This is a genomic window from Peptococcus simiae (assembly GCF_046097595.1).
Lineage (GTDB): Bacteria > Bacillota > Peptococcia > Peptococcales > Peptococcaceae > Peptococcus > Peptococcus simiae.
This window is the reverse complement of the sequence record NZ_JBJUVG010000002.1, coordinates 290,280-308,300: the sequence shown is the minus strand read 5'-3', so window position 1 is coordinate 308,300 and position 18,021 is coordinate 290,280. Positions and strand designations below refer to the sequence as shown.

Here is an 18,021-nt window from a genome sequence, read left to right as displayed (position 1 = left end):
GCAGACCGGAGCATTTGACATTAGGGATTTAAAGGGAAACAAGGTCAATAAAGGCTCCATCTCTTATAAGAAACTACAGTTTATAGAAGCCAGAAAAACAACATTAACAGAAAGGATGTGAACGGCAATTCCTCCCCACAACTAAAGTAGGGGGTTTCCTTGCTGGATTTTTGATGAATAATGTTAATTTAATCGGTCGTTTTACCGCAGATCCTGACCTCAAATATACCAAGGCTGGCAAAGCAGTCGTGTCTTTTACTCTTGCTGTTGACAGACCTTTTGCTGGGAAAGACGGTAAGAAAAATGCTGATTTCGTTCCCTGCCAAGCTTGGGGAAGTGTCGCTGAAAACGTTGCTAAATTCCTCCACAAGGGAAGTCGTGCAGCCGTAACAGGGTATATTAAAACAGACTCCTACACGGATAAAGACGGTGTGCGGCGGAGATCGATGCAAGTGGTTTGCAATAACGTCCAATTTTTAGATCCCGTTAAGGAGAAAGGGGACCAAAGCAAAAAAGAGGAAACGCTGGATAAGGGTGCTTCAGAACCCACAGAAAAGCAGCCCGATACCCACGAGGAAATCGGTACTTTAAGCGCTGATGGCCTCTTTATGGACATTTAGGCTGCTGATAATTGAAAAAAGAGAGCAAACATTGATCACAAAGAGCGGTTTTCTAGCCGCTCTTTTTTATCAACCGCCTCGTAAAACCCCGAGCTTCATCTATGGGGATATAAGAGGCAAAAAGTAATGTTGTGAGCTTAGAAGCTCTATACAGTAGTGGCGTTCTGGGTACGCCAGCAAGAATAAGGGTTACCTGACCATTCAGGTGGAAACATAAAACCAAACTTCTTGTGAACCCCCTGCCTTTAGGTATGGGGAGACTCAGGCCTATCTAAATAGCGCATATTTGCCTGACCGATTCCCATAGCTAAAACAAAGGGGAGTGGTCAGAAGTGGAACTATATTTTGCAATTTTGCACCCAATAAATGTATGTAAACACCATTGATTTTCTGTGCCACTATGTTATAATCATATCAACAGAACCCACCACGCCTAGTCTTGCTTTGGCAAGAATGCGCAACCCGGTGGGACTTTTTATATTCCGAGGCGAGCAATGAGCAATGTATATATATCCGGAGAGTTTCTTGTCTGTTGACGAATTACTGACCACTCCCCATAGCTAAAGCTACGAGCCTATTGCGGCTGCAAGATACTTCAGTCGAACAAGACCCTTCGAGTGCTATACATTAGGCAGCAATCTTCATTTGAGTAGCGTTTTTTAACCGCTTCTTTGTGAAATGCCTTGACTTTAATAAATTTTCACTTAGAATATTATTAAGGAACAAGCCCTAGCCATACGTGGCGGGGCGTTTTTTATGAGGTGATTTTATGGACAAACCCTTTAAAACTCACGATGAGCAGCTGGAAATACTTTCCTCTAGGGGATTGAGTATTAATAATCGAGAAGAGGCAAAAATCGTTTTAGCGCAAATAAATTATTATAATCTAATAAATGGCTATAAAACTCCATTTTTAGAAGTTAATTCCCTCCGGGAGGGAGAGGAGCGGTACAAATCAAAAAGTAGCTTTAAAGAAATTTATGCCCTACATGAAATGGATCGAGAGTTAAAAGAGGTAGTCTTCTTCAGCCTTTTACGATTTGAAAAACTTTTAAAAACATCCTGTGCTTATCATTTTTCATATTTACATCGAGAAGGGCTATATCCTTATTTACAAATTGAAAACTACTCTAGTTCACAGCATCAGTTAGCGTACACCCTTAAGAATATTAGTACGCTATCTAATACTATAAGTAGAGAAAATAGAAATTCAGACGGCAAAAAGCCCATCAAACACTATATAAAGAAACACGGACACATACCCCTATGGGTGCTAGTGAACTTCTTGACACTAGGTAACATATCTTATTTTTATAGTTCACTTGATGAAACTCTTCAGAACTTAATTGCCCGGGATTTCGGTGAGCGATACAAAAAAGAATATTGTTCAAAAGAGAAGATTAGTAAAACAGAACTAATAGAAATTATAAAAATATGCAATTTTTTTAGAAATGTTTGTGCTCATGATGAAGTGATGTATTCCTTTTCGCTGAATAAACCTGGGCAAACCGCTATATTCAAAAAATTCTTTGACGAGAAATATACTGGAAAAAATTTATATGATTTGCTCTTAGTTCTTAGGCTAGTTTTACCAAAAGATGATTGTCAAAAGCTAATCCATTCGATTCTTTCCATTAAACGTAGTTATGCGGAGGCGTTCACAAGCATTTCGGTTGATGATATTTTTAAAGCTTCAGGCTTCCCTAGCTAATTATAAACTTAAATTAACGAGTTACATTGATTATAAAGGGGCTGTGTCAGAATGGGTAAAAACTTTCTGACACAGCCCCTCGCTTATAGACAAACTTAGTCCCAATCGATTTAGAGAAACTCCCTTTAGCTATAGTAAGTATACATGGATGTATCCATAAAAACAAAGTTCCTCCTCATTTTTTGAGTGGGACTTTGTTTGTTAGAGAGGTTATATTGAAACAACCCCTTTATGTTTATTATCTTCCGAATAAACCGAAAGAGGATAATTATAACTCGTTTAGCGCTAAAATACGGGTCGAACAAGATCCTTCGAGTGTTATATCATTAGGCAGTAATCTACAATTGAATAGCGGTTTTTAACCGTTTTTTCGTCAAGGCAAAACCAGCAAAATACGGACTAAAAAGTCGGTAGAAAAGTCGGTAGATAGGATGGTAAAAACTGCTTTCAACTGAAGATATGAAAAAGAAAAAACCGCTCAACAGAGCGGTTTTTGATTACTCGTGATTATACATAACGAGTTATTATCGAGGTGACAGGATTCGAACCTGCGGCATCTACGTCCCGAACGTAGCACTCTACCAAGCTGAGCTACACCTCGAATGTCAACAAAAACTATTTTAGCAGATATAAATAAAAAGTCAAGACGTTTATAATTCTGTAAAAAATATTCTTGCCTGGCCCAGCTCTTAGCTGGAGGGGCACTGGTAGCCATGTCTCAAGCATAGAGGGAGGGGGCCGGCCCTGTTTTCAGCTAAGCCTTTCAGACAACAGGGCCCCATGAAACCAGCGGCTGGAAGTGACCAGTGGTGCGGTCAAGGGTCTGCCAGAGGAAGATCTTTTAGCGCCTGACAGCTGGTTATGAAAATGATATTGACCGCTATCCTGTATTTTACATAGAATAGGGGTCATGATACAATAAAATAAATTACTTTTCCATAACATCATTGGATAGAGCAGTTGTGGTATAATAGTCCTAAATTAGGTAAGTAAGGGGAGTTCATATATGTTGACATCTAAAGAAATTAGACAGGCCTTTATAGAGTACTTTGAGGCAGCTGGCCACACCCATGTCGCCAGTGGCTCCTTGGTCCCGCATAATGACCCGACTTTACTGTTTACCAATGCCGGTATGAACCAGTTTAAAGAAGTCTTTCTCGGCGTTGACCAGCGGCCCTACAGCCGGGCGGTCACTTCTCAAAAATGCGTTCGGGCAGGCGGTAAACACAACGATTTGGAAACCGTCGGTAAAACAGCCCGTCACCACACCTTTTTCGAGATGCTGGGGAACTTTTCTTTTGGGGATTACTTTAAAAAGGATGCCATTAACTTTGCCTGGACCTTTTTAACGGAGCAGCTGGGGCTCAACCCCGATGACTTATGGATTACCATTTATAAAGATGACGATGAAGCCTATGACCTTTGGCATGAGCGGACAGGCTTTGGTCCGGAAAAAATCCTCCGCTTAGGGGAAAAGGATAACTTCTGGCAAATGGGGGATGTTGGCCCCTGCGGGCCCTGCAGCGAAATTCATTATGACCGGGGCAGTGAACATGCCTGCGACCATGAAGATGGCTGTGCTCTAGGGGTCTGCGACTGTGACCGCTGGTTGGAAATCTGGAATCTGGTCTTCATGCAGTTTAACCGCCATGAAGATGGGACCTTGGAGCCCCTACCCAAGCCCAGTGTAGACACCGGTATGGGGCTGGAACGGATTGCCTCTGTGCTCCAGGGGGTCCCCAGCAACTGGGATACGGACCTCTTTAAGCCCTTGCTCGAATATGTTGAAAGCCTGACAGGGAAAAGCTATGACACAGGTAAGGCCGGCTTCCCCTTCCGGGTCATTGCAGACCATGGCCGGTGCGCCACCTTCCTGATTGGCGATGGGGTTTTACCGTCTAATGAAGGTCGGGGGTATGTCCTCCGCCGGATCATCCGCCGTGCCGTTCGCTTAGGGAAGACCCTGGGTCTGAATGAACCCTTCCTGTATAAAATGACAGCTGAAGTCGGCAAGCTTATGGGAGAGGCTTACCCCTCCATTGTTGACCAGGCTGCTTTCATAGAAGAAACCATCAAAAGTGAAGAAGAACGCTTTATGAAGACCCTCACCGAGGGGATGGACCGGGTTAGCGATACCATTGCTTCATTGAAAGCTGATGGAAAAACCGTTATCGATGGGCAAACCGCCTTCACCTTTTATGATACCTACGGTTTTCCCATTGACTTAACCAAGGACGTTGCTGAAGAAAACGGTCTAACAGTCGATGCGGATGGTTTTGAAGCTGCCATGGCTGAACAGAGACGAAAATCTAAGGCGGCCCACCAAACCGTTGACGCTTGGGACTTGGCGAAAACTGTCCGCGACGCCTTTCCAAACTTACCCAAAACGGCCTTCACCGGCTATGGCCATCTGGAAGATACCGGGGTCATTATGGGCTTATTGAAGGATGGGGAAGGGGTCCACTCCGTGACAGAGGGGTCTGTACAGTTAATGGTTGATCAAACCCCCTTTTATGCTCAGGGCGGCGGCCAAATCGGTGACAAGGGGATTCTCATTGGGCCGAAGGGCCAGGTGGCCGTTAATGAAACGGTTAAACTGCCTGATGGGACCTATGTTTTAACCGGTGAAGTGTCCGGGACGGTTGCCATTGGCGACCCCATCCAGGAAAAGGTTGACCGGGCAGCCCGTCAAAACGCGGCCCGTAACCATACCGCCACCCACCTCCTACATGCTGCCCTGCGAAAGGTCCTGGGGGATAGCGTCCACCAGGCCGGGTCCCTTGTCGCGGAAGACCACCTGCGCTTTGACTTTTCCCTACAAAGGGCAATGACGCCGGAAGAAATCCGGGCTGTTGAAGAACTGGTCAACCAGCAGATTGCTGCCGGCCAGTCCCTTGAAGTTCAGGAAATGTCCATTGATGATGCCAATGCAAATGGATACATCGCCCTTTTCGGTGAAAAATACGGGGATCAGGTCCGCGGTGTTCAGATTGGTGACTTGAGCCGTGAATTATGCGGGGGGACCCACGTCCATGATATTAGCGAGATTGGGATTTTTAAAATCCTCTCTGAAGGGGCTGTTTCAGCAGGGATCCGCCGGATAACGGCGGTCACCGGGGCAGGGGCCTATGCCTATATGACCAAGCAGGCGGATATTTTAGACGCCCTGCAAAAGACCCTCAAGGTCACCCGGCCGGAAGACCTGGTTACCCGGGCTGAAAGTCTGGAAAAGACCCTGAAAGAAAGAGAAAAGGCTTTGGCTGACTTGAAACGTGAACAGGTCAAAGAGAGCATTGGTGACCGGCTGAAAGATATCGTCCAAGTCGATGGGTTGGATATTTTAGCCGATACCGTTAAGGCCGCCAACCCGGATGAACTCCGGCAGATTGCTGACCAATACCGGGATAAAATCAAGTCCGGCTTGATTCTCCTGGCCAGTAAAACCGATGACGACAAGGTCATGCTGGTCAGCATGCTGACCAAGGACGAGGCCGTTAAGCGCCTCCATGCCGGTAAAATTATTGGCCAAGTGGCAGAGATTTTAGGTGGCCGCGGGGGTGGCCGGCCGGATATGGCCCAAGCCGGCGGTAAGGACCCGGATAAAATTCCTGAAGCCTTAAATAAAGTTGTTGATATCGTAAAAAATCAATTAAAAGAGAGATGATGGTATGCATAATGATATGGATGAAACCATGTACTTTAATAAGTCCGGGTCAAATGAAATGACCCCGAGAGATATTTTACGCGTGGTTTATCGGGCCCTGGAAGAAAAGGGCTACGAACCGGTCAATCAAATCGTTGGCTATCTTTTAAGTGGTGACCCGGCCTATATCACCAGCTACAAAAATGCCCGGGCCCTCATTAAGCAGATTGACCGGGATGAATTTATCGAAGAAATGTTAACAGAATACATTGGCCTTCCCTCACGGAGATACTAATGCGGGTCATGGCATTAGATGTCGGTGAGCGCCGCATTGGTGTCGCCGTGAGCGATGCCCTCGGGATAACGGCCCAGGGCGTCCAAACCCTAGAGCGGAAGAGCGATGACCAGGCCATTCGTGACCTTCAGGCCCTAGCTGAAAATTATGAGGCAGGGGCCTGGGTTATCGGCTTGCCTAAAAATATGAACAATACCCTTGGTTACAAGAGCGAAGAAACACAGCGCTTTGCAGAGGCACTCACCCAAGCCTGTCCCTTGCCGGTCTACTGGATGGATGAGCGACTGACCACTGTAGCGGCAACCCAGGTGCTCTTACAGGCAGATGTCAGCCGGAAGAAGCGGAAGAAGAAGGTTGACCAATTGGCTGCTGTGCTCATATTACAAACGTGGATGGATAGCCCTGTTGGGCAGGAGGTATGTCGTGGATAACAAGCAAACAGATGATGCGATGCAAAATGAAGACCTTTTCCCGGAAAACGTCATTGTCCTCGTGGACGAAAACGAAGAAGGCCGCCCCTTTGAACTGATCGGTGACTTTGACTTTGAAGAGGGCTCTTACGCCGTCGTTGCCCCCTATGAACCGGAGACAGAAGAAGCTGATGAAACAACTGTCATGGTCTTTAAAATTGTTGATGAAGACGGGGAAGACGTCTTATACGAAATTGAAGATGACGACGAATGGAACCGGGTGGTTGACTTCTGGAACGAGTCCGCCGAAAGCCATGATCACCACTAGATGGAGGACAGTTTATGTCTGACCAATCCTCTGTACTCATCATTGATGATTATGCAGTGAACATTGAGTTGCTTGAAAGTTACTTGATGACCTCCAATTTTAATCTCAATATTTATAAGGCCACCAGTGGCCTAGAGGCCATGCAAATTTTTAACAGCAAGGAACTCGATCTCGTTATTACAGATGTGATGCTGCCGGATATAAATGGTTTTGAACTCTGTCGTATGATGAAAGACCTACGCCAGGAGAATTTTTTACCTGTCGTTATGGTGACAGCCCTAACAGACCGGAGCCACCGGCTCCATGGCTTGGCCAGTGGGGCCGATGACTTCTTGACCAAGCCGGTCAGTGGGGATGAGCTCCTAATCCGAGTGGGGAACCTGCTCCGCTTGCGCAAGGCGACCGTCGACTTAAATGCCAGGTACACAGAAATTAGCCAGGACCTGAAGCTGGCCCGCCAGCTTTTGAATGATTTTATGCCCAAGGGAACCCCCTTTGGTGGTGCCCTGAAGGTAGACCTCATTTATCAGCCCGCCAATTTTGTCGGCGGCGACTTTTATGACTTTTTGCAAGTGGATGACGATACCTATGGCTTTTTCATTGCTGACGTCAAGGGCCATGGGGCCTCGGCGGCCATTATTGTGGCCATTTTAAAAGAAAAGTTGTACGAGCTGAAGGACTATTGGGCGGATCCCGCCCAATTATTTGACCAGATTAATGGCAATTTATGGCGCTTTTTCTCCAACACCAGGAATGATTTCTTTGTAACGGCCTGCTACTTGCTCTACAATAAAGAAAAAAAGGACGTTCTCTGGGCCAATGCCGGCCACGTGCCGCCAGTTTTATTTAAGGAGAGCCGGATAGAGACCCTGGACCTGGTATCCTCCCTGCCCTTGGGCTTATTTGAGGACGCCAGCTTTGAAAACGGCCGTTATGCCTGCGCAGCGGATGAGGCCCTTTTGCTCTACACTGATGGGATTTTTGAGCTGCCTATTTTTGGCCGGCCATCCCGCTATTATAGCGATATTGCGTCTATTTACGAAGCGGACCTAGTGGACCTCTATGCCCCGCCCGCCTTTATGACAGAAGTGCGGTCTGCTCTCAGGCAATTTAGCCAAAACGATGATGTTAATATTATTTTAGTCAGTTTATAGGAGGCACTATGGCAAGCTATTGTGTCAAAAGTAATGATGGCTACGTGGAAGTCATTTTTGAAGGTGAAATTACCCTTGAAGAGTCCTTTGACTTCAAAGAAGAGGTCAAAAACCGGATCAATGATTTGCACATTTACCAGGTCATGGTCAACCTTGAAGGGGTTACCTTTATGGATTCCTCGGGCCTGGGGATGCTGATCTCCCTCTATAAAGAAGTAAATGAAAAACAAGGTAAAATTGTTTTCTTCAATGTGCAGGACTACATCATGAAGCTCTTAAAATTAGTAAACCTGGATAAGATTTTCCTCTTGGCCGCCAGCCGTGATGAGGCCCTGTCCCTAATCAGCCAAGCCTAAGGGTGGGTAGCCAGCAGGGCCTGCCAGGAAAAGGATAAGCAAAGAAGAATAATCTAATGCAAGCGATATAATCGGCTTTATGAGTTGCTTTTTTATTACGGTCTTGCTATAATTATCGCAGGGTAAAGAAATACAGATATGCGTCATCATTTTTTCACATATTGTAAGGGGTTACATATGTGTTCATGTAATTCGTTACAATATGTGAATTTTTATGTCCAACTCTGTGTTGCCAATCCTGACTAATTTTATGGAGGTCAATACGATGACTGGAACAGTTAAATGGTTTAATGCTGAAAAAGGCTATGGGTTTATTACTGTTGATGGTGGCGAAGACGTTTTCGTTCACTTCAGCGCTATCGAAGGCGATGGCTTCAAAACTTTAGATGAAGGCCAAGCCGTAGAATTTGACGTAGTCAGCGGCGATCGTGGCGATCAAGCTGCTAACGTTGTTAAACTCTAATAAGAACCAAAAGCGTTGCTGCTCTTGCGGCGACGCTTTTTTTATTTAAACTGTCATTAATCTGTAGCTTATTTGTCCCTACTTTGTAGGGATATGCGAATTGAAGCCAAGGCTAAATTTCGTTACAATAGGATGTGGTACAAGGCTTTATAAAGAAACGGAGGTTAGAGACCTTGGATAACCGTTGTTTACTTAAAAAAATAGTTACCGGCTCAGTGGTAGCCCTATCGGTTTTTGCAGCCGGGCACTTTACGTCACCGGCTGAAGCGGCGCCGGCGCCGTCTATCATTGTCAATGGCAGCAAGATTGAAACGGACGTGCCCCCTGTCATCCAAAATGGACGGACCCTGGTGCCTATCCGCTTTGTCAGCAGTGCCCTAGGGGCTTCTGTGGAGTGGACTCAGGCCAATCAGACCGCTACGGTCCAGCTGGGCCAGAATAACCTGGCCTTCCCTTATGGGCGGCAGGTCTACTATTTAAATGGCCAGGCCAAGGGGATTGACGTCAATATTCAGTTGATCAACAACCGGATTATGATCCCTCTCCGAGTGGCCGGGGAGAGCCTGGGCCAGAATATCTGGTGGGACAATGCGACCCGAACCGTCACTGTGACCAGCCCGACCCCAGCGCCGCCAGAAGCGGCGGCTCAAGAGGCGAAGACACCTGCTGGGTCGGGGGTTAGCGGGGTCGTTACCGTAACCCATGCCCCGGGGCTTATTTTTAAAGAGGCCTCGACCAACAGTGAGGTCCTGGCCCAGGCAGATAAGGATGTCCGCTACGATGCTGTGGATAAAGTAGGCGAATTTTATCAAATCGTCCTACCGGATGGGCAAAAGGCCTGGATTTCTGAAATCCTGGTTCAGTTTGAGGCTTATGGGAAGCCCCAGCCCAGCAGTCCCTCCACCCCTTCAACGCCGACGCCTCCCAACCCGACCCAGTCAACCAGTGCTGCGAGCAGTGCCTACCTTGAAGTGACCGGGTCTGTGGTTAACATCCGCAGTGGCTCCTCGACCGATTATCCAGTTATAGATACCGTTAAGCAGGGGGATGTTTTAACCCGGTTAAGCAGTGCTTCCGGCTGGCACCAGGTCCAGCTGGCCAATGGGAAAAAGGGCTGGATTACCGGCGCATACGTCAAAGGAACGACCAGCCGTCCGCAAACACCGGCCGCTGCACCATCATCAGCTCCCGCCCAGTCAACCGGGCAAAATCAAAAAGACCCTATTACCGTTAAGCGGGTTACCCCGGGCCTAGGCCAATACGAAGTGACCTTCAAAGTGGGCCAAGGTCAGGTGGATGTGCTTAAAAACAATGGCAACCAATTGAAGGTTGCCATTCGTGGTGTTTCTGCCAATCCTCAAATCACAAACCCGGTGGCTGGCAAGGCGCCTTTCCAGTCCTTTCAGCAGACGACCGGTAGCAATAATGAAGTCATTATTGCTACGACAGTAGAGTCAGGTGGCTACTTCCGCCTGGATCGGAGAGGCGACGAATTTTCCATTATGGCCGTCCGAAAGCATAAGAATGGCCAGCTGGGCCTGGTTGGTAAGACTATTGTCGTCAGCCCGGGTCATGGTGAATACACCTCCGGTACCCGGGTTGACCCCGGCGCTATTGGCAGTGTCCTCGGCCTCTCTGAAGTGGCCTTTAATACGCCAGTGGCCTTGAAGTTAAAGCAAAAATTAGAAGCTGCAGGTGCCAAGGTCATCATGATTCGGGAAAAGGCTCCGGTGCGAATCAGCTTGGCCGGTCGGGCCATGGTCGCCAATGATAATAATGCAGATGCCTATGTTGAAATTCACGGCGATGCGGCACCTGGGAACCCGAATGCAGTCGGTATTGGTGTGTATATCTATGATGGCAACTTGCGGCTGACCAGTGCGGCCCAAAAGGACATGCGGCAGGAATTTGCCAAAATCATGCAGACCAGCATGAATGCTGCTACAGGGACCCGGACCTATACCCGGACCGGTAACTTTGCGGTCTTACGGGAAAATGAAGTGCCCTCCGTGCTCATTGAGTGTGGGTTCTTAACAACCGCTTTTGACGAGGCCCGCTTGGCGACCGACAGCTATCAAAACCAGCTGGCCCAAGGGATGTATGACGGCCTGGTCAAGTATTTCTCTTATTAAGGGTTTTACTTGACGCTGACGAGAAGAATCGGTAAAATAATGTTCACGTCACGGCAAGATCATAGAAGGTGACTTATGCAAGAAAAAATCATCATTCGGTCAGCTCAGGTAGAAGATGGGCCTCTCATGCGGGCCTTTATGAAAAAGCTTGGCCGCTATCAAAAAATGGAAGACCATATTACGGCGACGGCCGACCAGCTGGCTCACCTAGTGGCCAGCGGGCAGGCCCGTGCCTTCTTTGCCGAGCGGGAAGGGGAGGTCGTTGGTTTTCTCTTTGCTTATACGGTATGTTCTGCCTTTATCGGGGCATCCGGCTACTATATTGATGCCCTTTATATTGATGAAGGCTTCCGGTCTCAAGGTATTGGCCGGGCCCTGATGGTCCAGATGGCCAAAGAATGTGTAGCAGCTGGCTTTGGTCGCCTCGAATGGGGTTGCCTGGACTGGAACCAGCCGGCCCTGGACTTTTATCAAAAGATAGGGGCCCAGGTGGTCAGTGAGATGCGGATTTACCGGATTCACACGGAAAATATCCGCCAGCTGGCAGCAGAAAATATTCTTTAAAGAAATTGTAAAAAGTACTTGCAAAAGGCGTCGACACCATGTATAATATATTCTTGTGAGACGCCTTTAATCACGGCCTGTTGGAGAAGTGGCTTAACTCACCAGCCTTTCACGCTGGCATTCAGGGGTTCGAATCCCCTACAGGTCATTCGGACGATTAGCTCAGTTGGGAGAGCGTCTGCCTTACAAGCAGAATGTCGGCGGTTCGAGCCCGTCATCGTCCATACGGCGCAGTAGTTCAGTTGGTTAGAATGCCAGCCTGTCACGCTGGAGGTCGTGGGTTCGAGTCCCATCTGCGTCGCGACAGCCCTTAGGGGCTGTTTTTTTGTAGGCAAAAAGCCCAGTTCATTTGAACTGGGCTTTTTATGTGCTTGTTTTGCTTATTTAAGGCCACAGGCCTGGCAGGCGCTTTGGGCAGAGGGGGTTACGGCCACGCCGCCCTTGGCGGTTTCCCGGAGCTGCATCGGCATGGAGCAGCCGACAGCATACAGGGCCTGCACCACTTCATCGAAGGGGACCAGGGATTCAACACCGGCCAGGGCCAGGTCCGCAGCGCTCATGGCATTCATGACCCCGCCGGCATTCCGGAGGGCACAGGGGAATTCAACCAGGCCACCGACAGGGTCGCAGACGAGCCCCATGATATTGATGAGGGCGATGGAGGCCGCGTCAAATACGGCATCGATGTCGCCCTGCCGCAGGTAGACCAGGGCAGCAGCTGCCATGGCGGCCGCTGCGCCACATTCGACCTGGCAGCCCCCTTCAGCACCGGAGACGGTGGCGTTGGTGGCAACGATATAACCTATGGCAATGGCCACCAGTAGGCCCTTGATCATTTCTTCTTCGCTGAGCTTGAGGGCTTCTTCGGCAACGAGGATGGCAGCCGGTAGGATACCTGCCGCACCGGCTGTTGGGGCGGCGACAATTTTACCCATCTTGGCATTGACTTCAGAGGTCGATACCGCAATGGCCATGGCTTTAACCGGTAGGGCCCCTAAATAGCTATTTTCCGGAGCCAATTGGTCCAATTTATAGGCATTGCCCCCGGTTAAGCCGGATAGGGACATGAGGGGGGTCTTCCGGGCCCGTTCACCAGCCTGCCGCATAACGGCCAACCGTTCTTTCAGCCCCTCGATATAGTCTTCCCGGGAAGTGCCGGTTTTTTCACATTCATGTTGCAGGGTTGCCTCGGCCAGGTCCAAGCCATTTTCCTCGCAGGCCTGCTTAAGTAACTGAGCGGATGTATACATAGTTCCTCCTTAACGTGCAATGGCAATAAAGAAGTCCAGGTTGGGCAATTGGCTGAAGGCCTCTGTGACCGCTGGGGTAAAGGGCTCATCCAATTCAATAATCATGGTTGCCGTTTGGTCAAGGCGGCTGACATGCATATGCGCAATATTAAGATTATTTTCATGACAAATACTGCTGGCGTAGTAGACCATGCCCGGGGAATCGGGGTAGCGGAGGATGAGGGTGGGGTATTCGCCGGTAAAATCAGTGGCGGTCCCATCTATATCCGTGATCCGGATGTTGCCACCGCCAATGGAAGAGCCGGTGACGGTGAAGTCCGCTGCCTGGTCCCGATGAAAGCAAAAGCGGATGGTATTGGGATGGACATTGCCCAGGTCGGCCGGTTGGAAGACCAGGTCAATCCCTGCTTGCGCAATGAGGTCTAAGGCCTCTACCAGCCGCTCATCATCAGGGGCATAGCCCAAAAGACCGCCGGCAATGGCCCGGTCGCTGCCGTGCCCTTGATAGGTGTGGGCAAAGCTACCGTGGAGCTCGCAGGTCACAGCGGTCAGGTCCTTTCCATAAATGCGGCGCGCCATATCCGCTAAGCGACAAGCGCCGGCTGTATGGGAGCTGGATGGCCCGACCATAATAGGGCCTAGAATATCAAACATCTCATAATGTTTGCCTTTTGACATAAAACCACCCTTTCTATTACTTTCCTCTTGATTTAGACTTGCGCAATGGCCTTGTCTGTGTTAAAATAACTGTGTTTTTGATCCGAACGGTCCGCTGGGTATTGGCCTATGAACGTTCTATAGATGAAAGGAGAAACTATGGATATCTTAAAGAAAATTGAACAAGACCAACTCAAAACGGATGTACCTGACTTCCGTCCCGGGGACACAGTCCGGGTTCAGGTAAAGGTTGTCGAAGGTAACCGTGAACGTCTGCAGGCTTTCGAAGGCGTTGTCCTGAAACGTGTTGGTGGCGGATTAACCGAAACCTTTACTGTTCGTCGTACGGCTTATGGGGTCACTGTGGAACGTATTTTTCCGATTCATTCTCCGCGTGTGGCTGAAATTGAGCTTGTACGCCAAGGTCGTGTGCGTCGTGCTAAATTATATTATATGCGCAACCGGTTCGGCAAGGCAGCCCGCATCAAAGAAATTCATCGTTAATGGTAAGCCCCTCGCCTTCGGCGAAGGGCTTTTTCTAGTTGACAGATAAAAAATGTCAAGGAAGGGGGCAGACGCCATGCAAGAAGAAGGCAAGCCCGATAACAATGAACAAAACCAGCAAAAAGGTGGTTTTGTCCGCGAATTTGTGGTACCGGTTGCCATCGCAATCGTACTCGTCTTGTTTTTGCGCCACTTTATTGTGGGCACCTACTATATTCCTTCCGGCTCTATGATACCAACCCTAGGCCTGAATAATCAAGTCGTGGTAACCAAATTGTCCTATAAAATGCATGAGCCGGAACGGGGCGATATTGTAGTCTTTAAATACCCGGTCAATGAGAAAGAGGGCCTGGAAGAAATGGACTATGTCAAAAGGCTCATTGGCTTGCCCGGGGAAACGGTAGAAGTCAAAAATAATACCGTTTTCATAGACGGTAAGCCTTTAGAAGAACCCTATGTAGCAGCAGATACCAATATGCCTGACTTTGGCCCGGTCCAAGTCCCTGAAGGCGAGTATTTCATGATGGGTGATAACCGGAACCATTCCAGCGATAGCCGCTACTGGGGAACCGTAGAAGAGGATTACCTTATTGGGAAGGCCCAGTTTATTTACTGGCCGATCAGTGCTTGGCAGGTGTTAGGATGAGTATACAGTGGTTTCCGGGCCACATGGCCAAGGCCCGGCGCATCATTGAAAAAGAACTGGCCATGGTTGATGTGGTGATTGAACTGGTGGATGCCCGGCTCCCTAAAACCAGTAAGAACCCCCTTTTAGAAGAGGTTGTCGGTAAAAAGCGGCCTCATTTAATTGTGATGACCAAGGCTGACCTGGCCGACCCCGGCCGGACAGCCCATTGGCTCCAGACCTACCGGAAGAAGGGCTTCGGGGCTATTGCCTTGGATTTGAGCCGGGGGGGCAAGCAGGCGGCAGCGGCGCTATCAGATGCCATTTATGACTTATCGGAAAAGAAGCGGGAGCGATTTTTAGGTAAAGGCGCCAAAAAAGTACGGGTCCATGCCATGATTATCGGTATCCCCAATGTCGGCAAGTCAACCCTTATTAATGCAGTCATTGGCCGGTCGGTGGCCGATACCGGGAATAAGCCCGGGGTGACCCGGGGCAAGCAGTGGCTGCGCCTATCTGAAGACATTGAACTCTTAGATACCCCGGGGATTTTATGGCCCAAGTTTGATGATGACGAAATCGGCTACCGGCTGGCCATTAGCGGGGCCGTATCTGATGATGTCTTTGTTCCGGAAGAAGCGGCTTTCCGCCTGGTGCGTCAGCTCAAGACCCATTATCCGGACGCTTTAGCCAGCCGCTATGACCTGGACCCGGACCTGATTGCCGAAGAAGATCCCTACGCCCTCATGCAGGCCATAGGCCGGCGGCGAGGGGCCCTAATCAGCGGCGGCCGGGTCGATGACCGAAAAACATCGGTACTCTTGCTAAAGGAATTTAGAAATGGAGCCATCGGGCGCATTTCCCTGGAATAGGAGGTCCCATGGAACAAACAATCGCAGCTATATATAAAAATCCCACCGCTTTTTATAACCAGAAGGTCCGGCTGAGCGGCTGGGTCCGTAACCACCGGGCCGGCAAACAGGTCGGTTTTATCGAATTGGTAGACGGCAGTTACCCTGAGTCCCTCCAGCTGGTCTATTCAGCAGACCGGGGGGAGGCCTTCCGAGACGTGTCTCTGGGGGCAGCAGTGGCCGTGTCCGGACACCTAGTGGCCACACCTGAAGCCAAGCAGGCCTTTGAACTCCGGCTAACAGAGCTGGACCTGGTTGGTGGAACAGCCGAAGACTATCCCCTACAAAAAAAGCGGCATAGCTTTGAATATTTGCGGACCATCGCCCACCTGCGGCCGCGGGCCAATACCTTTCAATCTGTTTTTCGCCTGAGGAGCCTGATGAGCTTTGCGGTCCACCGCTACTTTCATGAAAAGGGTTTTTTGCAGGTGCATACGCCGGTTTTAACGGCCAGTGATGCCGAAGGGGCCGGGGAAATGTTCCAAGTGACCGCCCTGGACTTGGACCGGTTAGCCGGCCAACCGCCGGCCGCCTTAGACTATAAGGATGATTTTTTTGGCGGGCCGGCCCACTTGGCCGTTAGCGGCCAGCTGAATGCAGAGGCCTTTGCCCATGCTTTTAAAAATGTCTACAGCTTTGGCCCCACCTTCCGGGCAGAAAACTCCAATACCGCCCGTCATGCAGCGGAATTTTGGATGATTGAACCGGAATGCGCCTTCTGTGACCTGGATGGCCTCATTGACCTGGCGGAAGACTTTATCCGCGCCATGATTCAAACCGCTTTCGAGGAAGCCCCACAAGACATCCAGTTTTTCAATGATTTCATAGACGACGGCTTAATCCAGCGGTTGGAGGCTGTTCAAGCAGCCGGTTTTTCCAGTATGACCTATACCGAGGCCATTGACCTCTTGGAAAAAAGCGGCCAGTCCTTTGCTTATCCGGTGAGCTGGGGCCTTGACTTGCAAACAGAGCACGAGCGGTTTTTGACTGATGAAGTGGTCAAGGGGCCGGTCTTTGTCACCGACTACCCGGAAGATATCAAGGCCTTTTATATGCGGGGGAATGATGACCAAAAGACCGTTGCTGCTGTGGATCTCTTGGTGCCCGGCATCGGTGAAATCATTGGCGGTAGCCAAAGGGAAGAGCGATTTGACCTCCTGGCCCAGCGGTTAGCGGCCAAGGGAATGTCCACCGAAGCCTACCAATGGTATCTGGATTTACGCCGCTACGGTGGTACTCCGCACGCAGGTTTCGGCGTTGGCTTTGAACGCCTCTTAATGTACCTGTCCGGCATGAAAAATATACGAGATGTGATTCCTTTCCCCCGTGTACCCAAACAAATCAATTTTTAGGAGGTAATTATGGCTAAAGATGCAACTTTTGATGTGGTTTCTCAAGTGGATGCCCAAGAAGTCGACAATGCGGTCAATCAAACCTTAAAAGAAATCACCAACCGCTATGACTTCAAGGGCGCAAAAACAGAAATCAATGTCGATGGGGATACCATCCACTTGAACGCAGATGATGAAATGCGGATGAAAAGTGTTGTCGATGTTTTACAGTCTAAATTTATCCGGCGGGGCGTGCCCATTGAAAATATGGAGTACGGGAAGGTAGAAGCTTCCGGTGGCCGGGTCAAGCAGGCTATCACTATCCGCCAAGGGATTGACAAGGACTTGGCCAAGAAAATCAGCAAGGATATCCGAGACACCAAGTTGAAAGTCCAGACCCAGATCATGGACGATAAAATCCGGGTCAGCGGCAAAAAAATCGATGACCTGCAGACCGTTATCGGTTTCCTAAAAAAAAAGGACTATGGCCAGGCCCTCCAGTATGAAAACTTCCGGTCATGACCGGTCGGATAGAAGACCTGGAGATTCGGCCGGCTAGGGAGGAAGACCTTCCGGCCATCACCGCCATTTTCAACTACGCCATTGACCATACCACTGCAGCCTGGACCGAAGAACCGGTATCTGAAGCCAACCGGCGCGTCTGGCTTGAGGACCACCGGCAAAGGGGCCTGCTCGTTATAGTGGCCCAGGCGGACGGCCTCGTCCTTGGCTTTGGTGCCTTATCGGTCTTTCGGGACTGGCCGGGCTATTGTGATACTGTCGAAAACTCGGTTTATGTTCACCCGAAAGCCTGGTCCAAGGGCGTTGGCAGCCAGCTCCTAGCCCAACTGATTAAGGAAGCGGCCAAGTGTCAGAAGCACAGCATTGTTGCCGCTATCAGTGCAGACAACCAGACTTCCATTGATCTCCACCAGAAAATGGGCTTTTCCTGGCGTGGGGCCCTGCCGGAAGTGGGCATCAAGGCAGGAAAGCGTTTGAACTTGGCCTTTCTTACCTATACCTTTGCTGAAAGCTGAGGGATAGGCCTAGATTAGCCCTTCTATCAA

19 protein-coding genes and 4 tRNA genes are annotated in these 18,021 nt (G+C 49.3%); 20 read left to right on the top strand and 3 right to left on the bottom strand.

Translation table 11 applies throughout. The features are described from left to right. Nucleotides 1-173 precede the first annotated feature (173 nt). Both ACKQTC_RS02985 and ACKQTC_RS02980 read left to right on the top strand, forming a co-directional pair. Nucleotides 174-620, top strand: coding sequence for a single-stranded DNA-binding protein (locus tag ACKQTC_RS02985; protein WP_408976936.1), 447 nt, complete (start codon nucleotides 174-176; stop codon nucleotides 618-620). A gap of 769 nt (nucleotides 621-1,389) precedes the next feature. Beyond that, on the top strand, nucleotides 1,390-2,331 hold the full coding sequence (locus ACKQTC_RS02980) for an Abi family protein (protein WP_408976935.1): 942 nt from the start codon (nucleotides 1,390-1,392) through the stop codon (nucleotides 2,329-2,331). Nucleotides 2,332-2,858: 527 nt separating this feature from the next. Here ACKQTC_RS02980 and ACKQTC_RS02975 read toward each other — a convergent pair. After that, nucleotides 2,859-2,932, bottom strand: a tRNA-Pro gene (locus ACKQTC_RS02975). Nucleotides 2,933-3,337: 405 nt separating this feature from the next. Between ACKQTC_RS02975 and alaS the strand changes: the two genes are divergently transcribed. The 12 genes from alaS to ACKQTC_RS02915 all read left to right on the top strand — a co-directional run bounded on the left by alaS (nucleotide 3,338) and on the right by ACKQTC_RS02915 (nucleotide 11,977). After that, a complete protein-coding gene (gene alaS / locus ACKQTC_RS02970) occupies nucleotides 3,338-5,995 on the top strand; it encodes an alanine--tRNA ligase (protein WP_408976934.1) in 2,658 nt (885 codons plus the stop codon). 4 nt (nucleotides 5,996-5,999) lie between these two features. Continuing rightward, nucleotides 6,000-6,269, top strand: coding sequence for an IreB family regulatory phosphoprotein (locus ACKQTC_RS02965; RefSeq protein ID WP_458295182.1), 270 nt, complete (start codon nucleotides 6,000-6,002; stop codon nucleotides 6,267-6,269). Then, a complete protein-coding gene (gene ruvX / locus ACKQTC_RS02960; protein ID WP_408976933.1) occupies nucleotides 6,269-6,700 on the top strand; it encodes a Holliday junction resolvase RuvX in 432 nt (143 codons plus the stop codon). Before ACKQTC_RS02965 ends, ruvX begins: the two co-directional genes overlap by 1 nt. Then, the gene (locus ACKQTC_RS02955) at nucleotides 6,693-7,007 is read left to right on the top strand and encodes a DUF1292 domain-containing protein (RefSeq protein ID WP_408976932.1); all 315 of its coding nucleotides are present in this window, start codon (nucleotides 6,693-6,695) and stop codon (nucleotides 7,005-7,007) included. Before ruvX ends, ACKQTC_RS02955 begins: the two co-directional genes overlap by 8 nt. Before the next feature lie 14 nt (nucleotides 7,008-7,021). Next, complete coding sequence (locus ACKQTC_RS02950; RefSeq protein ID WP_408976931.1) at nucleotides 7,022-8,161, top strand: SpoIIE family protein phosphatase; 1,140 nt, start codon at nucleotides 7,022-7,024, stop codon at nucleotides 8,159-8,161. Between the two features lie 8 nt (nucleotides 8,162-8,169). Further along, nucleotides 8,170-8,517, top strand: coding sequence for an STAS domain-containing protein (locus tag ACKQTC_RS02945; RefSeq protein WP_408976930.1), 348 nt, complete (start codon nucleotides 8,170-8,172; stop codon nucleotides 8,515-8,517). A 265-nt stretch (nucleotides 8,518-8,782) separates the two neighbouring features. After that, a complete protein-coding gene (locus ACKQTC_RS02940) occupies nucleotides 8,783-8,980 on the top strand; it encodes a cold shock domain-containing protein (protein WP_408976929.1) in 198 nt (65 codons plus the stop codon). 173 nt (nucleotides 8,981-9,153) lie between these two features. Beyond that, nucleotides 9,154-11,112 carry an N-acetylmuramoyl-L-alanine amidase gene (locus ACKQTC_RS02935; RefSeq protein ID WP_408976928.1) on the top strand — a complete coding sequence of 653 codons (1,959 nt, stop codon included), beginning with the start codon at nucleotides 9,154-9,156 and terminating at the stop codon, nucleotides 11,110-11,112. A 75-nt stretch (nucleotides 11,113-11,187) separates the two neighbouring features. Further along, a complete protein-coding gene (locus ACKQTC_RS02930) occupies nucleotides 11,188-11,676 on the top strand; it encodes a GNAT family N-acetyltransferase (RefSeq protein ID WP_408976927.1) in 489 nt (162 codons plus the stop codon). A gap of 74 nt (nucleotides 11,677-11,750) precedes the next feature. After that, nucleotides 11,751-11,824: transfer RNA gene (locus tag ACKQTC_RS02925), tRNA-Glu, on the top strand. 3 nt (nucleotides 11,825-11,827) lie between these two features. Continuing rightward, nucleotides 11,828-11,900: transfer RNA gene (locus ACKQTC_RS02920), tRNA-Val, on the top strand. A gap of 3 nt (nucleotides 11,901-11,903) precedes the next feature. Beyond that, nucleotides 11,904-11,977: transfer RNA gene (locus tag ACKQTC_RS02915), tRNA-Asp, on the top strand. 79 nt (nucleotides 11,978-12,056) lie between these two features. Here ACKQTC_RS02915 and sdaAA read toward each other — a convergent pair. Together sdaAA and sdaAB are read right to left on the bottom strand one after the other, a co-directional pair. Continuing rightward, on the bottom strand, nucleotides 12,057-12,926 hold the full coding sequence (sdaAA, locus tag ACKQTC_RS02910) for an L-serine ammonia-lyase, iron-sulfur-dependent, subunit alpha (RefSeq protein ID WP_408976926.1): 870 nt from the start codon (nucleotides 12,924-12,926) through the stop codon (nucleotides 12,057-12,059). A 9-nt stretch (nucleotides 12,927-12,935) separates the two neighbouring features. Then, nucleotides 12,936-13,604 (bottom strand): L-serine ammonia-lyase, iron-sulfur-dependent subunit beta, encoded by a 669-nt coding sequence (sdaAB, locus tag ACKQTC_RS02905; RefSeq protein WP_408976925.1) that lies wholly within the window; start codon nucleotides 13,602-13,604, stop codon nucleotides 12,936-12,938. Nucleotides 13,605-13,742: 138 nt separating this feature from the next. Here sdaAB and rplS point away from each other — a divergent pair, with 138 nt between their 5' ends. The 6 genes from rplS to ACKQTC_RS02875 are packed head-to-tail and all read left to right on the top strand — an operon-like array spanning nucleotide 13,743 to nucleotide 17,991. Then, nucleotides 13,743-14,087: a 50S ribosomal protein L19 gene (rplS, locus tag ACKQTC_RS02900; protein ID WP_408976924.1), complete on the top strand. Its 345-nt coding sequence runs from the start codon at nucleotides 13,743-13,745 to the stop codon at nucleotides 14,085-14,087. A gap of 52 nt (nucleotides 14,088-14,139) precedes the next feature. Further along, on the top strand, nucleotides 14,140-14,733 hold the full coding sequence (gene lepB, locus ACKQTC_RS02895; protein ID WP_408976923.1) for a signal peptidase I: 594 nt from the start codon (nucleotides 14,140-14,142) through the stop codon (nucleotides 14,731-14,733). Further along, entirely contained in the window at nucleotides 14,730-15,584 is an 855-nt protein-coding gene (ylqF, locus tag ACKQTC_RS02890) for a ribosome biogenesis GTPase YlqF (RefSeq protein ID WP_408976922.1), read from the top strand. Before lepB ends, ylqF begins: the two co-directional genes overlap by 4 nt. A gap of 8 nt (nucleotides 15,585-15,592) precedes the next feature. After that, the gene (gene asnS, locus ACKQTC_RS02885) at nucleotides 15,593-16,975 is read left to right on the top strand and encodes an asparagine--tRNA ligase (RefSeq protein ID WP_408976921.1); all 1,383 of its coding nucleotides are present in this window, start codon (nucleotides 15,593-15,595) and stop codon (nucleotides 16,973-16,975) included. A gap of 9 nt (nucleotides 16,976-16,984) precedes the next feature. Further along, nucleotides 16,985-17,476, top strand: a complete 492-nt coding sequence (locus tag ACKQTC_RS02880) for a YajQ family cyclic di-GMP-binding protein (protein WP_408976920.1) — start codon at nucleotides 16,985-16,987, stop codon at nucleotides 17,474-17,476. Continuing rightward, nucleotides 17,473-17,991 carry a GNAT family N-acetyltransferase gene (locus ACKQTC_RS02875; RefSeq protein ID WP_408976919.1) on the top strand — a complete coding sequence of 173 codons (519 nt, stop codon included), beginning with the start codon at nucleotides 17,473-17,475 and terminating at the stop codon, nucleotides 17,989-17,991. The genes ACKQTC_RS02880 and ACKQTC_RS02875 overlap by 4 nt, the downstream gene beginning before the upstream one ends. Nucleotides 17,992-18,021 lie beyond the last annotated feature (30 nt).

Bases quoted from the DNA above. Each gene is read 5' to 3' on its own strand.
- ACKQTC_RS02985 (WP_408976936.1), top strand. From the start codon at position 174: ATGAATAATGTTAATTTAATCGGTCGTTTTACCGCAGATCCTGACCTC.
- ACKQTC_RS02980 (WP_408976935.1), top strand. From the start codon at position 1,390: ATGGACAAACCCTTTAAAACTCACGATGAGCAGCTGGAAATACTTTCC.
- alaS (WP_408976934.1), top strand. From the start codon at position 3,338: ATGTTGACATCTAAAGAAATTAGACAGGCCTTTATAGAGTACTTTGAG.
- ACKQTC_RS02965 (WP_458295182.1), top strand. From the start codon at position 6,000: ATGCATAATGATATGGATGAAACCATGTACTTTAATAAGTCCGGGTCA.
- ruvX (WP_408976933.1), top strand. From the start codon at position 6,269: ATGCGGGTCATGGCATTAGATGTCGGTGAGCGCCGCATTGGTGTCGCC.
- ACKQTC_RS02950 (WP_408976931.1), top strand. From the start codon at position 7,022: ATGTCTGACCAATCCTCTGTACTCATCATTGATGATTATGCAGTGAAC.
- ACKQTC_RS02945 (WP_408976930.1), top strand. From the start codon at position 8,170: ATGGCAAGCTATTGTGTCAAAAGTAATGATGGCTACGTGGAAGTCATT.
- ACKQTC_RS02940 (WP_408976929.1), top strand. From the start codon at position 8,783: ATGACTGGAACAGTTAAATGGTTTAATGCTGAAAAAGGCTATGGGTTT.
- ACKQTC_RS02930 (WP_408976927.1), top strand. From the start codon at position 11,188: ATGCAAGAAAAAATCATCATTCGGTCAGCTCAGGTAGAAGATGGGCCT.
- sdaAA (WP_408976926.1), bottom strand. From the start codon at position 12,926: ATGTATACATCCGCTCAGTTACTTAAGCAGGCCTGCGAGGAAAATGGC.
- sdaAB (WP_408976925.1), bottom strand. From the start codon at position 13,604: ATGTCAAAAGGCAAACATTATGAGATGTTTGATATTCTAGGCCCTATT.
- rplS (WP_408976924.1), top strand. From the start codon at position 13,743: ATGGATATCTTAAAGAAAATTGAACAAGACCAACTCAAAACGGATGTA.
- lepB (WP_408976923.1), top strand. From the start codon at position 14,140: ATGTCAAGGAAGGGGGCAGACGCCATGCAAGAAGAAGGCAAGCCCGAT.
- ylqF (WP_408976922.1), top strand. From the start codon at position 14,730: ATGAGTATACAGTGGTTTCCGGGCCACATGGCCAAGGCCCGGCGCATC.
- asnS (WP_408976921.1), top strand. From the start codon at position 15,593: ATGGAACAAACAATCGCAGCTATATATAAAAATCCCACCGCTTTTTAT.
- ACKQTC_RS02880 (WP_408976920.1), top strand. From the start codon at position 16,985: ATGGCTAAAGATGCAACTTTTGATGTGGTTTCTCAAGTGGATGCCCAA.
- ACKQTC_RS02875 (WP_408976919.1), top strand. From the start codon at position 17,473: ATGACCGGTCGGATAGAAGACCTGGAGATTCGGCCGGCTAGGGAGGAA.